Source organism: Paenibacillus sp. 2TAB26 (assembly GCF_052115145.1).
Classification (GTDB): domain Bacteria; phylum Bacillota; class Bacilli; order Paenibacillales; family Paenibacillaceae; genus Pristimantibacillus.
In genome coordinates, this window is sequence record NZ_JBFRGC010000034.1 from 1 (window position 1) to 15,798 (window position 15,798).

The 15,798-nt window shown below is 46.8% G+C and carries 15 protein-coding genes; 10 read left to right on the forward strand and 5 right to left on the reverse strand.

Annotated elements, in window-relative coordinates:
* On the reverse strand, positions 1 to 542 hold a 542-nt coding region (locus AB4Z50_RS29880; protein WP_441885108.1), incomplete at its 3' end, for a hypothetical protein.
* 487 nt (positions 543 to 1,029) lie between these two features.
* Here AB4Z50_RS29880 and AB4Z50_RS29885 point away from each other — a divergent pair.
* A complete protein-coding gene (locus AB4Z50_RS29885) occupies positions 1,030 to 1,689 on the forward strand; it encodes a hypothetical protein (protein WP_441885110.1) in 660 nt (219 codons plus the stop codon).
* A 265-nt stretch (positions 1,690 to 1,954) separates the two neighbouring features.
* Here AB4Z50_RS29885 and AB4Z50_RS29890 read toward each other — a convergent pair whose 3' ends face one another.
* On the reverse strand, positions 1,955 to 2,566 hold the full coding sequence (locus tag AB4Z50_RS29890; protein ID WP_076268860.1) for a superoxide dismutase: 612 nt from the start codon (positions 2,564 to 2,566) through the stop codon (positions 1,955 to 1,957).
* A gap of 355 nt (positions 2,567 to 2,921) precedes the next feature.
* Here AB4Z50_RS29890 and AB4Z50_RS29895 point away from each other — a divergent pair, with 355 nt between their 5' ends.
* The 8 genes from AB4Z50_RS29895 to folE all read left to right on the forward strand — a co-directional run bounded on the left by AB4Z50_RS29895 (position 2,922) and on the right by folE (position 7,864).
* Entirely contained in the window at positions 2,922 to 3,344 is a 423-nt protein-coding gene (locus AB4Z50_RS29895; RefSeq protein WP_339206861.1) for a GNAT family N-acetyltransferase, read from the forward strand.
* A 110-nt stretch (positions 3,345 to 3,454) separates the two neighbouring features.
* Positions 3,455 to 4,012: a DUF402 domain-containing protein gene (locus AB4Z50_RS29900; protein WP_441885113.1), complete on the forward strand. Its 558-nt coding sequence runs from the start codon at positions 3,455 to 3,457 to the stop codon at positions 4,010 to 4,012.
* Positions 4,009 to 4,632 carry a signal peptidase I gene (gene lepB / locus AB4Z50_RS29905; RefSeq protein ID WP_441885115.1) on the forward strand — a complete coding sequence of 208 codons (624 nt, stop codon included), beginning with the start codon at positions 4,009 to 4,011 and terminating at the stop codon, positions 4,630 to 4,632. The genes AB4Z50_RS29900 and lepB overlap by 4 nt, the downstream gene beginning before the upstream one ends.
* Positions 4,633 to 4,742: 110 nt before the next feature.
* Entirely contained in the window at positions 4,743 to 5,177 is a 435-nt protein-coding gene (rnhA, locus tag AB4Z50_RS29910; protein ID WP_339206864.1) for a ribonuclease HI, read from the forward strand.
* A 3-nt stretch (positions 5,178 to 5,180) separates the two neighbouring features.
* Positions 5,181 to 6,359, forward strand: coding sequence for a tRNA epoxyqueuosine(34) reductase QueG (gene queG, locus AB4Z50_RS29915; protein ID WP_441885118.1), 1,179 nt, complete (start codon positions 5,181 to 5,183; stop codon positions 6,357 to 6,359).
* Complete coding sequence (locus AB4Z50_RS29920; protein ID WP_441885120.1) at positions 6,352 to 6,885, forward strand: methylated-DNA--[protein]-cysteine S-methyltransferase; 534 nt, start codon at positions 6,352 to 6,354, stop codon at positions 6,883 to 6,885. Before queG ends, AB4Z50_RS29920 begins: the two co-directional genes overlap by 8 nt.
* Positions 6,886 to 7,012: 127 nt before the next feature.
* Positions 7,013 to 7,234, forward strand: coding sequence for a YneF family protein (locus tag AB4Z50_RS29925; protein WP_053372732.1), 222 nt, complete (start codon positions 7,013 to 7,015; stop codon positions 7,232 to 7,234).
* 36 nt (positions 7,235 to 7,270) lie between these two features.
* Positions 7,271 to 7,864 carry a GTP cyclohydrolase I FolE gene (gene folE, locus AB4Z50_RS29930; protein WP_076268865.1) on the forward strand — a complete coding sequence of 198 codons (594 nt, stop codon included), beginning with the start codon at positions 7,271 to 7,273 and terminating at the stop codon, positions 7,862 to 7,864.
* Between the two features lie 276 nt (positions 7,865 to 8,140).
* Here the strand turns inward: folE and AB4Z50_RS29935 are convergent, their stop codons facing one another.
* The gene (locus tag AB4Z50_RS29935) at positions 8,141 to 9,226 is read right to left on the reverse strand and encodes a Fe-Mn family superoxide dismutase (RefSeq protein WP_441885122.1); all 1,086 of its coding nucleotides are present in this window, start codon (positions 9,224 to 9,226) and stop codon (positions 8,141 to 8,143) included.
* 82 nt (positions 9,227 to 9,308) lie between these two features.
* Positions 9,309 to 10,364, reverse strand: a complete 1,056-nt coding sequence (locus AB4Z50_RS29940; protein WP_441885124.1) for an alpha/beta hydrolase — start codon at positions 10,362 to 10,364, stop codon at positions 9,309 to 9,311.
* Between the two features lie 253 nt (positions 10,365 to 10,617).
* On the opposite strand from AB4Z50_RS29940, the gene AB4Z50_RS29945 reads away from it, so the two are divergent.
* The gene (locus tag AB4Z50_RS29945) at positions 10,618 to 11,361 is read left to right on the forward strand and encodes an IclR family transcriptional regulator (RefSeq protein WP_076271916.1); all 744 of its coding nucleotides are present in this window, start codon (positions 10,618 to 10,620) and stop codon (positions 11,359 to 11,361) included.
* A 1,368-nt stretch (positions 11,362 to 12,729) separates the two neighbouring features.
* Here AB4Z50_RS29945 and acnA read toward each other — a convergent pair.
* Positions 12,730 to 15,441 (reverse strand): aconitate hydratase AcnA, encoded by a 2,712-nt coding sequence (gene acnA, locus AB4Z50_RS29950; protein WP_441885126.1) that lies wholly within the window; start codon positions 15,439 to 15,441, stop codon positions 12,730 to 12,732.
* Positions 15,442 to 15,798: the final 357 nt, after the last annotated feature.

Here is a 15,798-nt window from a genome sequence, read left to right on the forward strand (position 1 = left end):
GGCCCAAAGCCGCCGGGTCCCCCTGGCCCAAAGCCGCCGGGTCCCCCTGGCCCAAAGCCGCCGGGTCCCCCTGGCCCAAAGCCGCCGGGTCCCCCTGGCCCAAAGCCGCCGGGTCCCCCTGGGCCAAAGCCGCCGGGTCCCCCTGGCCCAAAGCCGCCGGGTCCCCCTGGGCCAAAGCCGCCGGGTCCCCCTGGGCCAAAGCCGCCGGGACCGCCCGGCCCAAAACCGCCGGGACCGCCCGGCCCAAAACCGCCGGGACCGCCCGGCCCAAAACCGCCGGGACCGCCCGGCCCAAAACCGCCGGGTCCCCCTGGGCCAAAACCGCCGGGACCCCCTGGGCCAAAACCGCCGGGACCCCCTGGGCCAAAACCGCCGGGACCACCTGGGCCAAAACTGCCGGGTCCCCCCGGCCCAAAGCCGCCGGGTCCGCCCGGCCCAAAACCACCTTGCTGAGGCGTTGGCGTGATCATTCGAGGTCCACCACAACCGCAGCCCTTGCTAGCTGGACGAGAATTCACATTATTAGCATAAGTATATTCCATGAGAGTACTCAGACTCCTTTACATCGCAAATTAGGCATTTATCCTACTGTAGCGTATGCGGCAAAAGCCTATGAGGTGAGTGTGCGTATGAGGCGGGTGTAAAAGGGAACTAGTATTTCTTATCGAGCTTAACGGACATTAGTTCCGCTATTTTGGCTTAAAACGCAAGTTTAGCCTACTAACGGACATAGGATACGTTATTACCCTCAAAATGAGCTCAATTCGCCCTAATTCCAGCAAATAAAGGATCCTATGTCCGTTAAAACTTCAATATACGGATATTTCGCCAAATAGAGGAACCTATGTCCGTAAGGAGAGACGACCTGACCATTATCGAAGGTAAAAACTCCTATGATACTAATGAGGTCAACCTAACCTCTATCCAGTTACAGGCTAGCTATTCGGAAGATAAATGAATACACTCTGCCACGCTATGTCTATCAATTGTATATATTTGCCTATAGCGAAACTGTCCCTATATAATGATATGAAAATAATTACAGAAGGTGGTTGTTGCGTGAATCAACTGCGGGGCATTATTTTGGAAGGATTTTCGAATGCGGGTAAAACATCGGTATTGAAGTCGTTAAAGCTAATGCAAGCGCAGGACGAATCAGCTGAGCGAAGTGTTATCGTTTTAAGCGAGCATTATTCACAGGTGCTGCACAACGTACGTGGTCAGTTTATAACATCAAGTCACGAAGAGCATCTCCAATTGTTGAGTGAAAGAGTTGCTATGCTGAGGCAATTAGAAGAATGGTCAACTAAGCTAGGGAGAGCTTCACGCGGCTCGCGAGGTGTATTCTTTATACTAGAAAGGTTTCATTTAAATCATAGAGTCGCCTATTCTGATAAAACAAATAATGAAATTGAAGCTATCGAAAAGGAACTCTTACACTTTGGGGCAAAATGTGCATTATTAACGATATCACCGGAAATAGCTGAACTAAGAATTCAAAGCCGCACGCCTGATGAATGGTCGAATAAGAGTAGTGAAGAAATTAAAGCAGCAGCAGATGAACTAGTAGCAACTCAATTGAAACTGCGAAAAGCAGCAGCAAACTCAGTCATTCCTACTCTAGAAATCAACACCGATAACAAAGCTTGGGACACTTACGCAAAAGAAATCATTCGTTTGTTGGACTAGTATATTACGCCAACAATTAATGAGCTGTATTTAAACTTCCTGCAATAGAAGCAGATAGGCAGAGTTGTACCTCAACTTGCATTAGCAGCATTTTATTCCAACTCGAACTCCGTGCCTTATGCGCATTGTCAGCATTCCACTCTTTTTCCCTGCACTTAAGCAACTTTCCACTCCAACACCCAGCACCTTATACGCACCATAAAAAAATAAAAAAAACCGGCGCTTGYCTCATTAAAGAGGCAAGCGCCGGCTTGGAAAAACAATATTATTTAACAGCTGCTTCGTAACGTTTGCCAACTTCATCCCAGTTAACTACGTTCCAGAACGCTGCGATGTAATCAGGGCGTTTGTTTTGGTAGTTCAGGTAGTAAGCGTGCTCCCATACATCAAGACCTAGGATTGGCGTTTCGCCTTCCATGATCGGGCTGTCTTGGTTTGGCAAGCTGTATACTTTCAATTTGCCGTTTGCAACTGCTAGGAATGCCCAGCCGCTGCCGAAACGTGTTGTTGCTGCTTTTGCGAAGTCAGCTTTGAAAGCTTCAAAGCCGCCTAGCTCGCTTTCAATTGCTGCTGCAAGAGCGCCAGTAGGTGCTCCGCCAGCGTTTGGAGCGATTGTTTCCCAGAACAAGCTGTGGTTAGCATGTCCGCCGCCGTTGTTGCGAACAGCAGTACGGATTGCTTCAGGAACGCTAGCAAGATCGGAGATCAAATCTTCGATTGATTTGCTTTGCAATTCTGGAGCGGACTCCAAAGCAGCGTTAAGGTTAGTCACGTAAGCGTTATGGTGACGGCCGTGGTGAATTTCCATTGTAGTCGCATCGATATGCGGCTCAAGTGCGTTGTGCGCGTACGGCAAAGCAGGTAGTTGATGTGCCATTTTTTACAGCCTCCTAATTATATGTAGTTATCCAAGTCCATTATCCCTTATCCGATTGAATAAATCAACATTATTGTTTCAAAAGTCGAATGGGCTAAAACGATCAAACATAACCTAAAATAGGGTATCTCGACGCTAGCTAAAATATACAGATTAGGAAGATAGAACTGCATTTATAGAGAAATAAATGGATTAAATTGTTGTAAGCGCTTAATATTAAGCGTTTACACGAGATAATTGATGATTTCTTTAATTTTTTTAAGGAATATTAAAGATTGAAGCAGGATTTCGTTTAATTTTGTCGTAATATATTTTAAATGCAATACTATGACATGGTATAGAAGGTGTAATTTTAATGAATGTTCGTTCCTTCCAGTTGTCCGATTACCGATCAATTACAGCACTGCTTGAAGAGGTTCTAACAGAAGAGTGCTACGAACAAACGATGGAAGCTTTTGCCCGCCAGTTGTCATGGGATAGTGATTTAGTATTAGTCGCTGTCGAAAATTCCGAAATTGTGGGCATGATTATCGGTACGATTGATAATAACAAAGGTTATTATTATCGAATTGCTGTATCTCCTCTCCACCAAAGGAAAGGAATCGGTAAAACGCTTATCCAGGCATTGCGCCAGCGCTTCGAACAGCGCCGTGTCACAAAGATACTAATTACCGCGGACGAGCACAACGAGCCAGTTTTACCGCTGTACGAGTCGATGGGGTATGTAGCCAACGATTTTATCAGATCTTTTCAGAAATTGAGCATTGTAGCTGGTTAACGCGAACTTTACTGCATGTAAGTTGTACGCAGGGCATATCTGCATCGCCATTGCTTTTGGCGGTCAGATATGCTTTTCTTATTACTATATACATTTATGAGGAGAACGGGATGGAACCATATCGGCACTGTGTCATCAAAAGCTTCAAACATAACGGTCACATTCACCGTATATGGCAACAGAATTGGCTTGTGCCTGATGAGCTGCTTGACGAGCAGCATAAAGCGGAATCCATTAAGGTGCTCATAAACCGTCAAACGCCGATTCAAGAGGCTGATGGTAAGATATGGATCAGCCGCGTCCCAGCAGTCTCCTTTTTTATACCGGGGCAGTGGTTCAATGTTGTGGCTCTGCTAGAGGACGGAGGCGTCCGCTATTATTGCAATATTGCCTCACCGCTGTACATTCAGGGTGATGTGCTTACCTATATCGATTACGATTTGGACGTTATTCGTACAGTTGATGGTGGAAGAACAGTCGTCGATCAAGATGAATATGAGATGCACAAAGCGGCTTATCACTATCCGAAAATGGTCGAAGAAAAGGTGCATGAGGGTCTTGATGCGCTTTTGAAGCGGATGGATCAAGGGCAATCGCCTTTTCAGGATCAGCTCGTGCTGAAGTATTATGAGGATTGGCTGAAACGAAGTGAAGAGGTGGAACAATGAGCCTTGAGGACCAGAATCGCAAGCCAAGTAATGAAAAAGCAGGAATCAGTGTAGATGTGAGATTATCTGCCCATACTGTTGCAAGCAATCGCTCCAATTGGCTCGCAGAACTGCTCGATTGGTCGAAAACATTGGTTGTTGCATTTGCTGTGGTGCTGCTTCTGCATTTTTTTGTATTTAACCTCTCGAAGGTAGAAGGTCATTCGATGGAGCCGACGTTAACGGAGCATGAGTGGCTGTTTGTTAATAAATTTGTATACCTGGTCGGCAAGCCCAAGGTTGGTGATGTCGTTATTTTGAAGGAACCGGATATGGGAGAAGACGAGGAAAAGTTTCTTGTAAAAAGGATCGTTGGGGTTTCCGGTGATCGTATTGAAATCCATAATAAACAATTGTACCGTAACGGCGAGCTAGTGGACGAGCCTTACACGGATTCATTAATAGAAGATATGAGCTATGGGCCTGAAGTAATAAGTGAAGGAAACTATTTTGTAATGGGGGATAATCGACATGCTAGGGCGAGCTTGGACAGCCGGACGTTTCACGCTGTGCCAGAAGAACTGATTCGCGGCAGAGCCGATTATATTTTATGGCCTTACAAAAAGATAAGAGCGCTTTAATCACATTGTGTGTGAATAGCGGCTGCTTACGAAGTAAGTTTGCTAACGCAAACTTTAAATAGATGCTTACGAAGTAGGTTTGCATTCGCAAACCTTTAGGAGGGATTCTTATGAAGGACGTTATGATCTATACGGACGGTGCATGCTCTGGCAATCCGGGGCCGGGCGGCTGGGGAGCAGTGCTGTTTTTTGGCGTTCATCAGAAGGAAATTTCAGGTGGAGAGAAACACTCGACGAACAATCGTATGGAAATCCAAGCAGTAATCGAAGGGTTGAAGCTGCTTAAGGAGCCCTGTAAGGTGACGGTGTATAGTGATTCAGCGTATGTCGTGAATTGCTTCCAGAAAGGCTGGATACACGGCTGGCTGCGCAACGGGTGGAAGAACAGCAAGAAGGAACCTGTAGAGAACCAAGAGCTTTGGAAAGCGCTTTGGGAGCTTATGCAGCGTCATAAAGTAGAATACGTAAAGGTAAAAGGCCATAGCGATAATGAATGGAATAATCGTTGTGACGAGCTGGCTCGTGAAGCAATTAAGAGGTTATAGATGATGACAGATAGATGGGCAAAGCTGAAGGAAGAGATGATTGCGGCGGCACCAAGCCTCGGCATCGACAAGATAGGGATCGCTTCTGCGGATCCATTCACATCATTAAAGCAAATTTTGCTTAGGCACCGCGAGCTCGGAAGAGAGTCTGGCTTCGAGGAGCCTGACATTGAGAAAAGAACGAATCCAGCGCTGTTGTTTGAAAATCCGCAGTCGATTATTGCAATAGCCATTGCCTATCCATCCAAGCTGAAGGACCCTCCTAAATCAGAGCCGGGTGCAAGGCGAGGCATTATGTCACGTTCAGCTTGGGGAGAAGATTACCATAAAGTGTTGCGTGATCGGCTTGCTAAGCTGGAAGCATGGCTAAGGGAGCGGATGCCGGATTTGCGCGTGGAAAGCATGGTCGATACCGGCGCATTGTCGGATCGCGCCGTTGCTGAGCGTGCAGGCATTGGTTGGAGCGCAAAAAACTGCGCAATTATATCGCCCGAGCTCGGCTCGTGGATTTACCTCGGTGAGATGATTACCAATGTTCCATTTGAACCGGATGAACCGATAACGGAAAGCTGCGGCAGCTGCACCAAATGTATTGACGCTTGTCCGACGGATGCACTAGTTGGACCGGGTCAATTGAATTCAAGCCGCTGCATCTCCTTTGTCACACAAACAAAGGGAATGATATCGGACGAGTTCATGCGAAAAATCGGCAATCGGCTTTATGGCTGCGATACTTGCCAGACGGTCTGCCCGATAAACCGCGGCAAAAACTGGACGCATCAACCAGAGCTGCAGCCGGATATGGAATTAGTAAAGCCGCTGCTCGTACCGCTTCTAACGATAGGCAACAAGGAGTTTCAAGCCAGATATGGCCGAACATCCTCCGCTTGGCGGGGCAAGAAGCCGATTCAGCGCAATGCAGTAATCGCGCTCGGCAACTTTAAAGAGGCTAGCGCAGTGCCGGATTTGATCAAGGTGCTGGAGCAGGATCCTCGCCCGGTGCTCCGCGGAACAGCTGCATGGTCGCTTGCGCGAATTGGCGGCGAGCAGGCAAAGTCTGCTTTGCTTGGAGCATCAGTGAAGGAAACGGATGAGGAAGCACTGCAGGCGATTGCGAATGCCATTGCTCAATTAAGTACGATTCCAGAAGACAACTCGGAAGCAGGTGGCGCAAGTGAGTGAACGACTTTATACGGCTGAGATCGATTCGCCTATCGGGCCGATGACGTTAACGGCAACGGACAAAGGGATTTGCCACTTGGACTTTGCTCCTTACGATTCGGCTTTAGAGAAACTAGAGCAGTGGACGAAGCGGGTATTTGGGCACGGTGCCGCGGATATTACGCGGGTCGAAGCAGCCTCTCATGAACAGCTGAATGAAGCAGCAAGGCAGTTGGCGCTTTATTTTGCCGGAGAGCTTCAGCAATTCGATCTGCCTATTCAAATGTATGGCACACCGTTTCAGCAGAAGGTGTGGGCAGCTTTGCAGCAAATCCCTTATGGGGAAACGCGTACTTATAAGGATATCGCTGTGATGCTGGATCAGCCTGGAGCTATGCGTGCCGTAGGTGGAGCGAACAATCGCAACCCTGTCTCGATCATCGTGCCTTGTCATCGCGTGATTGGGGCAAGCGGCCAAATGATTGGTTATGGCGGAGGTCTTCCTATTAAAATCGCGCTGCTTGATCTGGAAAAGAGTGCGAAATAAGAGCATCAAAAATTGTCACAAAAAGGTTAAGCGGAGCGTCAGCATGTTCATTGCGAACAAGAGGTGAACATGCTATCATGGGAACATTATACACAGCAGGAGATTTGGAAAGGGTCAGGTGAAAGGTATGTCGTGGGTGAACATTGTTGTACCAATTGTTACTTTAATTGCAGGAGCTGTTGGGGGCTTTTTTGTAGGCGTATTCTATCTGCGGAAGCAGCTTGAGAAAATGCAAAATGATCCAGAAATGATTCAGAAAATGGCGAAGCAAATGGGCTACAATCTGAATAAGCAACAAATGCAAAAAGCGCAGCACATGATGAAAAACCAAAAGATGCCTCGCAGATAAAGAAAGACGCGGGGGGACCGGAAGGAGAGTTCAGAAATGGCGGGAAAGAAAGATTACGTCAATTCGAGTGTTTCGAGCAACCGGGAGCAAATTGAACATCACATAAGAGAAATATTGAAACTTGTCGGTGAAGATGTAGAGCGTGAAGGCTTGCTGGAAACACCCGCTCGTGTGACTCGAATGTATGAGGAGATTTTTGCCGGATATGAGGTTGATCCTCGTGAGGTGCTGGGCGTTACGTTCGATGAGCAGCATGAAGAGCTTGTCATTGTAAAAGATATCGTTTATTACAGTCAGTGCGAGCATCATATGGCGCCGTTTTTCGGAAAAGCGCATATTGGCTACATTCCTAGCGGCAAAATCGCTGGCCTTAGCAAGCTTGCTAGACTCGTAGAGGCGATTACTCGCCGCCTGCAGGTGCAAGAGCGGATTACATCACAAATTGCGGATATCCTTACTGAGGAGCTGCAGCCGCATGGCGTCATGGTCGTCGTGGAAGGCGAGCATTTGTGCATGTGTTCACGCGGGGTGAAGAAGCCTGGCAGCATGACCGTAACGTCTGCGGTAAGAGGCGACTTCCGCAGCAATCCTGCGCTTCGCTCCGAGTTTTTGACATTATTAAAGCAATAGACGATATAAACAAGCAAAATTGCCTTCAGCGTCCTCTGGATGCTGAAGCAGCTTTGACGGTGAAATATAAGATAAGTATGAGAAAATGATATACTTTCTTATATTTCAAGCAAAAACGCCTTCAGCGTCCTTTGGATGCTGAAGCAGTTTTGACGGAGAAATATAAGATAAGTATGAGGAAATGATATACTTTCTTATATTTTGAAAAAGTCCGACAGAGAACCGGGGTCAGTTCAGTCCCCAGCTCCCATGTCGGACTTTTTTTTGCTGAATAGATTAAAATGGCACCCATACGAGCTTTCGAGCTTCTTCAAATCGATCACTAACGAACGTCCAATTCACGACATTCCACCAATCTTGAATATACTCAGGCCGCTTGTTTTGATGTTTTAAATAATAGGCATGCTCCCACACATCCAAGGCTAACAAAGGCACAACATCCCATTGTGATAAATTCTGATGTTTCTCTGCGGTTAATATTTCAAGCCGGCTGCTGCGTGGACTCCAAACTAGAATCGCCCAGCCACTGCCCTCCACCTTCGCCGCTGCCTTGCTAAATTGATTCTTAAAGGCGGAGAAGCTGCCAAAATCATTTCGGATCTGCTGGCTCAGAGCTCCTATCGGCTCACCTCCACCATAGGGTGTCATGATGCTCCAGAACAGAGTATGTAAGTAGTGGCCGGCACCGTTAAAAGCAAGCTCTCGCTCCCAATGCTTAACCAGCTCAAATTGATTCTTCTCGMGTGCGATTTTGAGCTGCAATTCCGCTTCATTTAGACCATCGACATAGGACTGATGGTGTATATCATGATGGATTCGCATCGTATGCTCATCGATATAAGGCTCGAGGGCACTGTAAGCATAGGGCAGAGGAGGCAGTGTATGTCCCCCGATGGGGACTTGCTGGACAATGGCACGGTGCTGATTATTGCCTGAGCTGGTTACCTTTTGGCGATAGGAGCTCATTAGGCCGATATAATAGTTGGATTCACGAATGGCGTGTGAGATGACGGATTTGGTAACATCAGAAGAAGCCGACGCGGTGCGCTCATTTAGCTGTCTGAGTTGATCGACATACGTTCTTGATTGTTCAAGAGATGTCTCTACAACCGCTTCAATCGTTTGTTCCATATAGGATGGCAAGCGTGACGGAATGGGAAGCCATTCATCCAGCCATTGATTAGTATATTGAGCAGTATTGGTGAAAACAGGCTCCCATGCTTGGAGAAGCTGAACATACTGACGCTCCATCTCAGGCGCTGCCTGCAAAATAACAGCGATATGCTCTTTCTCTTGCAGCTTCCAATGTCTAACTAATTCCATTACGCGAACGGGCATGAGCGTTCCATAAACAAAAAGCACGACCATCGCCTCCCTTTTTCGCAACAAATGCATCTATGTTAGATGTATTCGTTGGTAAGCGGGCTTATGTCGTGCTTCATTATTATGTTCGTTCTGCTTGGAGCTGTTGATCAACTTGGCTTAGAAATAAGGCTGCTCTTTGGATATATTCGCTCGGATGAACTTGGAACAGCAATTCGTGTTTGCCTTCGGGAACAATCCAAGAACGTGATAGAACGTTGCCTTGCCCTTCAGCAATAGCTTCTGCGGTTTGGTAAGGCGCCTTTGAATCTTCTGTGCCGTGGATGATAAATAACGGGATATCGTAAACGTTAGATAAAACCTCGCTTGCCGGAATAGATCCAAAGCTTGTACCCGTCCAAAGGGGGATCATCGATTCAATAAGCGGCAAAGAGAACTGCGGCAATGAAACAAATTGATTCAAGTTATCAAATAATGCCTCGGGGCTCGGGATGAAAAGACTGTCGAGTATCATGGCATCAATTTCATCGGTCTGCAGTCCTGCTTGCAGTGCCGTTCCTGCACCCATTGAGAAGCCCCAGACGACGATGTCCTCCGCTCCGCGTGATTTTGCATAATCTACTGCAGCAAGCAGCTGTTGTGACTCCTCAAGGCCGCCAGTGGCCGGAGCTTTGTACTCCTTAGATGCATAGCCGTAGTCAAACAACAATATATTATAGTTTAAACCGTGCAGCAGCTTCGAGAGCTCATACATCGGTACCCATGATTCTTCGCGATTAGCGCCATAACCGTGGCTGAAAACAACAGTTCGTGCTGAAGGAGCCGCTACACTTGCATCACTCTCTGCAGGGATGAACCAGCCGCTGACCGTCGTATTGCCGCTTTTGCTAGGGAAAATGACATCCTCGTAATCTAGGCCGATAGCCGCTTGCGGATTAGAGGAGAGTGGGGCTACATAAGGATATGCAAGCATCCAAGCGACATAGCCATGAAAAATAATGACAGCAATCAAACACATTGCCGTAAGGGAAGCAATGGAAGCAACCAGCAAATGCTTGCTGCGGCTTTTGGTTTTGCGCAATTGGGACAGGTTATCCGAATCGCCAAGCGGGAAGGGATGAAGGTTTTTTGGAAATCCGCCTTCAAGTGGCAATGGTGTCATTATAGTCGTGCTCATGTCGTTGTCCTCCCTCTGTAAGTAACCGTCCATTAGACTCATCTATTCGGAACGTTGTAAGCGCTTTTCTTATCTAGTACTTTTATCGTAGTCCGGTCCTATAAGCCTGTCAATTGTTGTCGAGGTAATGTTAATCATTTGTAATATTACTGTAATGTAAACAACTGTTCTTTACGATAATGGAAGCGATGAGTTATACTGAATGAGAATCGGTTTCATTGGATGAAACTTTTGGAGAGGGAGCTGTGGCTGCATGGAAGATGGAAAATCGACGGTTCGAGCAGTGGATCGGGCGCTTGATATATTGCTGTGTTTTATTTCAAAAACAGACTGGGCAATGACTGAGATTGCCGAACAGGTTGGCCTGCACAAAAGCACGGTGCACCGGATGCTCGCCACGCTCGAAGAGAAAGGCTTCATCGAGCGCGATCGCTCGACAGACCGATATCATTTGGGTTTAAAAATGTGGGAGCTGTCAGCCCATTTATCACGTTCAGATGATCAAGCAACAATTTGGCTGCCTGAGATGGAGCGTTTACGCGACCAGCTGGGCGAGACCGTTAGCATATACGTAAGAGACGGCTCTGAGCGGATTCGTATGCAGGCCGTGCAAAGCAATCAACCCGTTAGGCGGGTAGCGCCTGTAGGCGTGAGACTGCCGCTTTATGCAGGTGCATCGAGCAAGGTGCTAATCGCTTATTCAGATCCGATCGTACAGGAAAGCATTTTTGGAGATCCAGCTTGGCTTTACTCTCTGGATTTGGATCAATACAAGCAGCAGCTCGAAGAGATTTGTATGCAGGGATATGCCACAAGCTTCGAGGAACGCGAACCGGGAGCAGCGGCGCTTTCTGCGCCTATTTTTAACCGTACCGGCAAGCTCGCTGCTGCATTATCCGTGTCGGGCCCTGCCAGCAGGATGACGATGGACACGATGAGGGAATACGCCCCGGTCATGATGGAGTCCGCCAAACGGATGGGTACGATGATTCTATAGTCATAAAAGAAACAGCAGGCATGAGGTGATCCTCGGGCCTGCTGTTTTTGTTTAAACACATTAGGGTTGTTGGGTAGTGTAGCCCGTTTAAGCTACGCCTTTGCTGGGATGTTGCTTAGCTAGCGGTTGCTGCATCTAGGTTTTTAACAAGCAGCCATGGTCCACGAATGATTGGAGCATATGAGTTTCAGGATTAAGTCATCTAATCGGTGGGAGTGGAAGCTCCTGTGTATTGCTTTTTAGAAAAGGTAACGGACATCAGATACGCTATTTGCTCCTTTACCTTACGTTTGGAGTGGCTAACGGACATAGGGTACGCTATTGGGCTTAAAAAGGTAGGATTAAGCTCGAAATGGGACAAATAGCGGATTGTATGTCCGTTAAATCTGTTGTGGACGTTAATTGTTATAAATAACGGATCCTATGTCCGTTAGATGTAGTTTTTGTACGATAAAGTGAAGCAATGACGCTTCAAGTGCTGTTGCGGACTAATGAGATTGTGATAGCTGTGTGCCTGCACTCAGAGGGGGGATCGTGACTGGTTGCAGGCTGTAAGTTGGTCCAAACTCATACCACAGGACTAACGTGATAGCCGCGCGCCTGCTTTGGATGGGGGGAACGTGGCTAGATTGCTGGCTGTAATTTAATCAAACTCATAATGAGCATTTGAAGTAAAAGAAGGTTTGAAATAGGAGCTTGAGTAACCAAACTTGCTGTAACGGACATCAGATACGTTATTTGCTTCAAATCATCACTTTTGGGGCGGCTAACGGACATAGGGTACGCTATTAGGCTTGAAAAGGTTGGTTTATGCTCGAAATGGGACAAATAGCGGATCGTATGTCCGTTAAATTTGTTGTGGACGTTAATTATAATAAATAACGGATCCTATGTCCGTTAGATGAAGTTTTGTGCGAAAAAGTGAAGGTATGACACTTCAAGCTCAGTTTAGGGCTATGATATAACTGTGGATGATGTCCCGGTGAGGGCATCATGGCTGTGCTCATATCTCGGATAGATGAAGTTTTGTGCGAAAAAGTGAGGCTATGACACTACAAGCGTGACTAAGACTAATGTTTTAGTGGCGCGCCTGCTCTCGGAGGGGAGCATGACTAAGGTGTTGGCTGTGCAAGCATGCTTAAACTCATAATGATTGATTGAGCATGTTTGGAAGTACTGGAGCCACGAGCAAGCATAGGCCACGGAATTGTTCCAGTGTACAGTGACAGGTAACACGTAAAACATAACAGGTAGCAAATAACAAAAAGTAGGTAACAACGCCATTGCTTTATAACAAACGAAAAAAGAGCTTTGCCGACGAATCGGCAAAGCTCTTTTTTTGATACGGCGCAGGATATGCGCAGATTATTACATGTTAGCGATCATTTGACGAAGTACAGTTTGCAGGATACCGCCGTTGCGATAGTAATCAACGTCAACTACCGAGTCAAGACGTACAATTGCTGGGAAGTCGAATGTCGTGCCGTCTTCGCGAGTAGCCGTAACGGTAACTTGCGAACCTGGAGTAACGTCATTTGACAAGCCAACGATGTCGAATGTTTCGCGGCCAGTGATGTTAAGCGTCTTCCAGCCTTGACCTTCTGGGAATTGGAGTGGCAATACGCCCATACCAACCAGATTGGAGCGGTGAATACGCTCGAAGCTTTCAGCGATAACAGCTTTGACGCCTAGTAGGAATGTACCTTTTGCAGCCCAGTCACGCGAGCTACCAGTACCGTATTCTTTACCAGCAAGAACGACAAGGTTTTTGCCTTCGTCTTGATATTTCATCGATGCATCGTAGATCGACATGACTTCATCCGTTGGAAGGTAAGTCGTTACGCCGCCCTCTGTACCTGGAGCCACTTGGTTACGAATACGAATGTTCGCAAACGTACCGCGCATCATAACTTCATGGTTACCACGACGTGAGCCGTAAGAGTTGAAGTCTTCGCGTTTAACGCCGTTTTCGATCAAGTATTGACCGCCTGGGCTGTTAACTGTGATGTTACCAGCAGGTGAGATATGATCCGTTGTTACGGAATCGCCCATAAGAGCAAGTACGTTTGCTGTATGGATATCTTTGATATCAGAAAGCTCGGAGCTTAGGTTTTCGAAGAACGGCGGGTTTTGGATGTACGTTGATTTTGCATCCCACTCGTAGCTTTCGCCCTTAGGTACCGAAATTGCGTTCCAACGCTCATTTTGTGTAAATACGTTTTCGTATTTGTCACGGAACATTTGCGGGTTAAGCGCAGCTGTCATTGCATCGTTGATTTCTTTCGACGTTGGCCAAATATCTTTTAGGAATACAGGCTTGTTGTCTTCAGTGAAACCAATTGGATCAGTTGTCAAATCGATGTTAGTCGTTCCAGCAAGCGCATAAGCGATAACTAGTGGCGGAGAAGCCAGGTAGTTTGCTTTTACTTGTGCGTGGACACGGCCTTCAAAGTTACGGTTACCGGAAAGTACAGCAGATACGGTCATGTCATTGTCGATGATCGCTTTGCTTACTTCATCTGGAAGTGGACCGGAGTTACCGATACAAGTCGCACAGCCGTAACCAGCAACGTGGAAGCCAAGTGCTTCAAGCGGTTCGATTAGGTTTGCTTTTGTCAAATATTCCGTAACAACGAGCGAGCCCGGAGTTAGGGAGCTTTTTACATAAGCAGGTTTCTTAAGTCCAAGTGCTACTGCTTTCTTAGCAACTAGACCAGCGCCAACCATTACGCTTGGGTTCGAAGTGTTTGTACAGCTTGTAATAGCTGCGATAACGACTGCGCCTGTACCCATTTGGCTAACTTGGCCATCATTATGGTTAACAGTAACGAACTGCTCGATTTTCTCATCGGAAAGACCGTAGCCGCCTTTGTCAATCGGTGTGCGGATGATGCTATTGAAGGATTCCTTCATTGCAGTAAGCTCTACGCGGTCTTGAGGACGTTTCGGGCCTGCAAGGGAAGGAACGATTGTCGAAAGATCAAGCTCAACAACATCCGAGAATACTGGATCTGGAGTCTCATCTGTACGGAACATGTCTTGCGCTTTGTAGTAAGAGCCAACAAGCTCAATAAGATCCTCATTGCGGCCAGTTTGGCGCAAGTAGCTAAGAGTCTCGTTATCAACAGGGAAGAAGCCGATTGTAGCGCCATATTCTGGTGCCATGTTGGCAACTGTTGCACGGTCAGCAAGGCTGATGTTAGATAGACCAGGGCCGAAGAACTCAACAAATTTACCAACAACGCCTTTTTTACGCAAAATTTGAGTAACCGTAAGCGCAAGGTCAGTTGCTGTTGAACCTTCTGCAAGTTTGCCTGTCAATTTGAAACCAATAACTTCTGGCATTACAAAGTAAAGCGGTTGACCAAGCATACCAGCCTCAGCCTCGATACCGCCAACGCCCCAGCCAACTACGCCAAGACCGTTGATCATCGTAGTGTGGGAATCCGTACCTACGAGGGAGTCAGGGAATACGACGGTTTCCCCGTCAACTGTTTTTGTAGCTGCAACAGATGCAAGGTACTCCAAGTTAACTTGGTGAACGATACCTGTACCTGGTGGAACCGCGCGGAAGTTATCAAATGCTGTTTGTGCCCAGCGAAGGAAACGGTAACGCTCTTCGTTGCGCTCAAATTCAACTTTAGTATTGTATTCAAGTGCTTCAGGTGAACCAAATGCGTCAACCATGATCGAGTGGTCAATTACAAGGTCAACTGGTACGAGCGGGTTGATTTTTTTCGGATCTCCGCCTGCTTTTTTCACAGTGTCGCGCATTGCAGCAAGGTCAACGACAACCGGTACACCTGTGAAATCCTGCAAAACGATACGAGCAGGGATGAAAGGAATTTCTTTATCTTCGCGTCCGTCAGCCCATGTAGCAAGCTGCTTTACATGTTCAGGGGTAATTGCGCGTCCGTCAAATTGACGAACAGCAGCCTCAAGCAATACTTTAATTGAAAAAGGAAGCTTGGAAATATCGCCTAGTCCTTGCTCTTCAAGTCCGCCTAGACGGTAGTAAGCATAAGACTTGCCGCCAGCGTCAAGCGTTGTGCGAACTGAATAATGATTTTGTGTAGACATCGTCATTCTCCTTTTAACTGTAGTCTGAGTTTCATTCTGTGAAACACTATTTCATAATTTCTATATCTATAGTATATCGTTAAAATAGTCCTTCCGTAAAGTCCAATTATGTCTTTATGCGCTTGGAAATGGCATTGAAAATGATCCTCAATGAATGTTACATGAAATGGCAGAGTGCCTCATATAATGAAGCAGTTAATCAGCGACAAGTTTACCCTGAAATACTTGATGACGTTCTCATGCCATAAAGGCAAGCTGTAGCAGCATAGGCTTGAAATATAAGATTGCTATCGAGAAGGTCAATCCAAAAACTTATATTTCATCGTGAAACGGCGGCCATGAAGCATTAAGGGAGAA

What these genes read in the sequence shown, in the direction of transcription:
- AB4Z50_RS29885 (WP_441885110.1), top strand. Translation starts at nt 1,030, where the DNA reads ATGAAAATAATTACAGAAGGTGGTTGTTGCGTGAATCAACTGCGGGGC.
- AB4Z50_RS29890 (WP_076268860.1), bottom strand. Translation starts at nt 2,566, where the DNA reads ATGGCACATCAACTACCTGCTTTGCCGTACGCGCACAACGCACTTGAG.
- AB4Z50_RS29895 (WP_339206861.1), top strand. Translation starts at nt 2,922, where the DNA reads ATGAATGTTCGTTCCTTCCAGTTGTCCGATTACCGATCAATTACAGCA.
- AB4Z50_RS29900 (WP_441885113.1), top strand. Translation starts at nt 3,455, where the DNA reads ATGGAACCATATCGGCACTGTGTCATCAAAAGCTTCAAACATAACGGT.
- lepB (WP_441885115.1), top strand. Translation starts at nt 4,009, where the DNA reads ATGAGCCTTGAGGACCAGAATCGCAAGCCAAGTAATGAAAAAGCAGGA.
- rnhA (WP_339206864.1), top strand. Translation starts at nt 4,743, where the DNA reads ATGAAGGACGTTATGATCTATACGGACGGTGCATGCTCTGGCAATCCG.
- queG (WP_441885118.1), top strand. Translation starts at nt 5,181, where the DNA reads ATGACAGATAGATGGGCAAAGCTGAAGGAAGAGATGATTGCGGCGGCA.
- AB4Z50_RS29925 (WP_053372732.1), top strand. Translation starts at nt 7,013, where the DNA reads ATGTCGTGGGTGAACATTGTTGTACCAATTGTTACTTTAATTGCAGGA.
- folE (WP_076268865.1), top strand. Translation starts at nt 7,271, where the DNA reads ATGGCGGGAAAGAAAGATTACGTCAATTCGAGTGTTTCGAGCAACCGG.
- AB4Z50_RS29940 (WP_441885124.1), bottom strand. Translation starts at nt 10,364, where the DNA reads ATGAGCACGACTATAATGACACCATTGCCACTTGAAGGCGGATTTCCA.
- AB4Z50_RS29945 (WP_076271916.1), top strand. Translation starts at nt 10,618, where the DNA reads ATGGAAGATGGAAAATCGACGGTTCGAGCAGTGGATCGGGCGCTTGAT.
- acnA (WP_441885126.1), bottom strand. Translation starts at nt 15,441, where the DNA reads ATGTCTACACAAAATCATTATTCAGTTCGCACAACGCTTGACGCTGGC.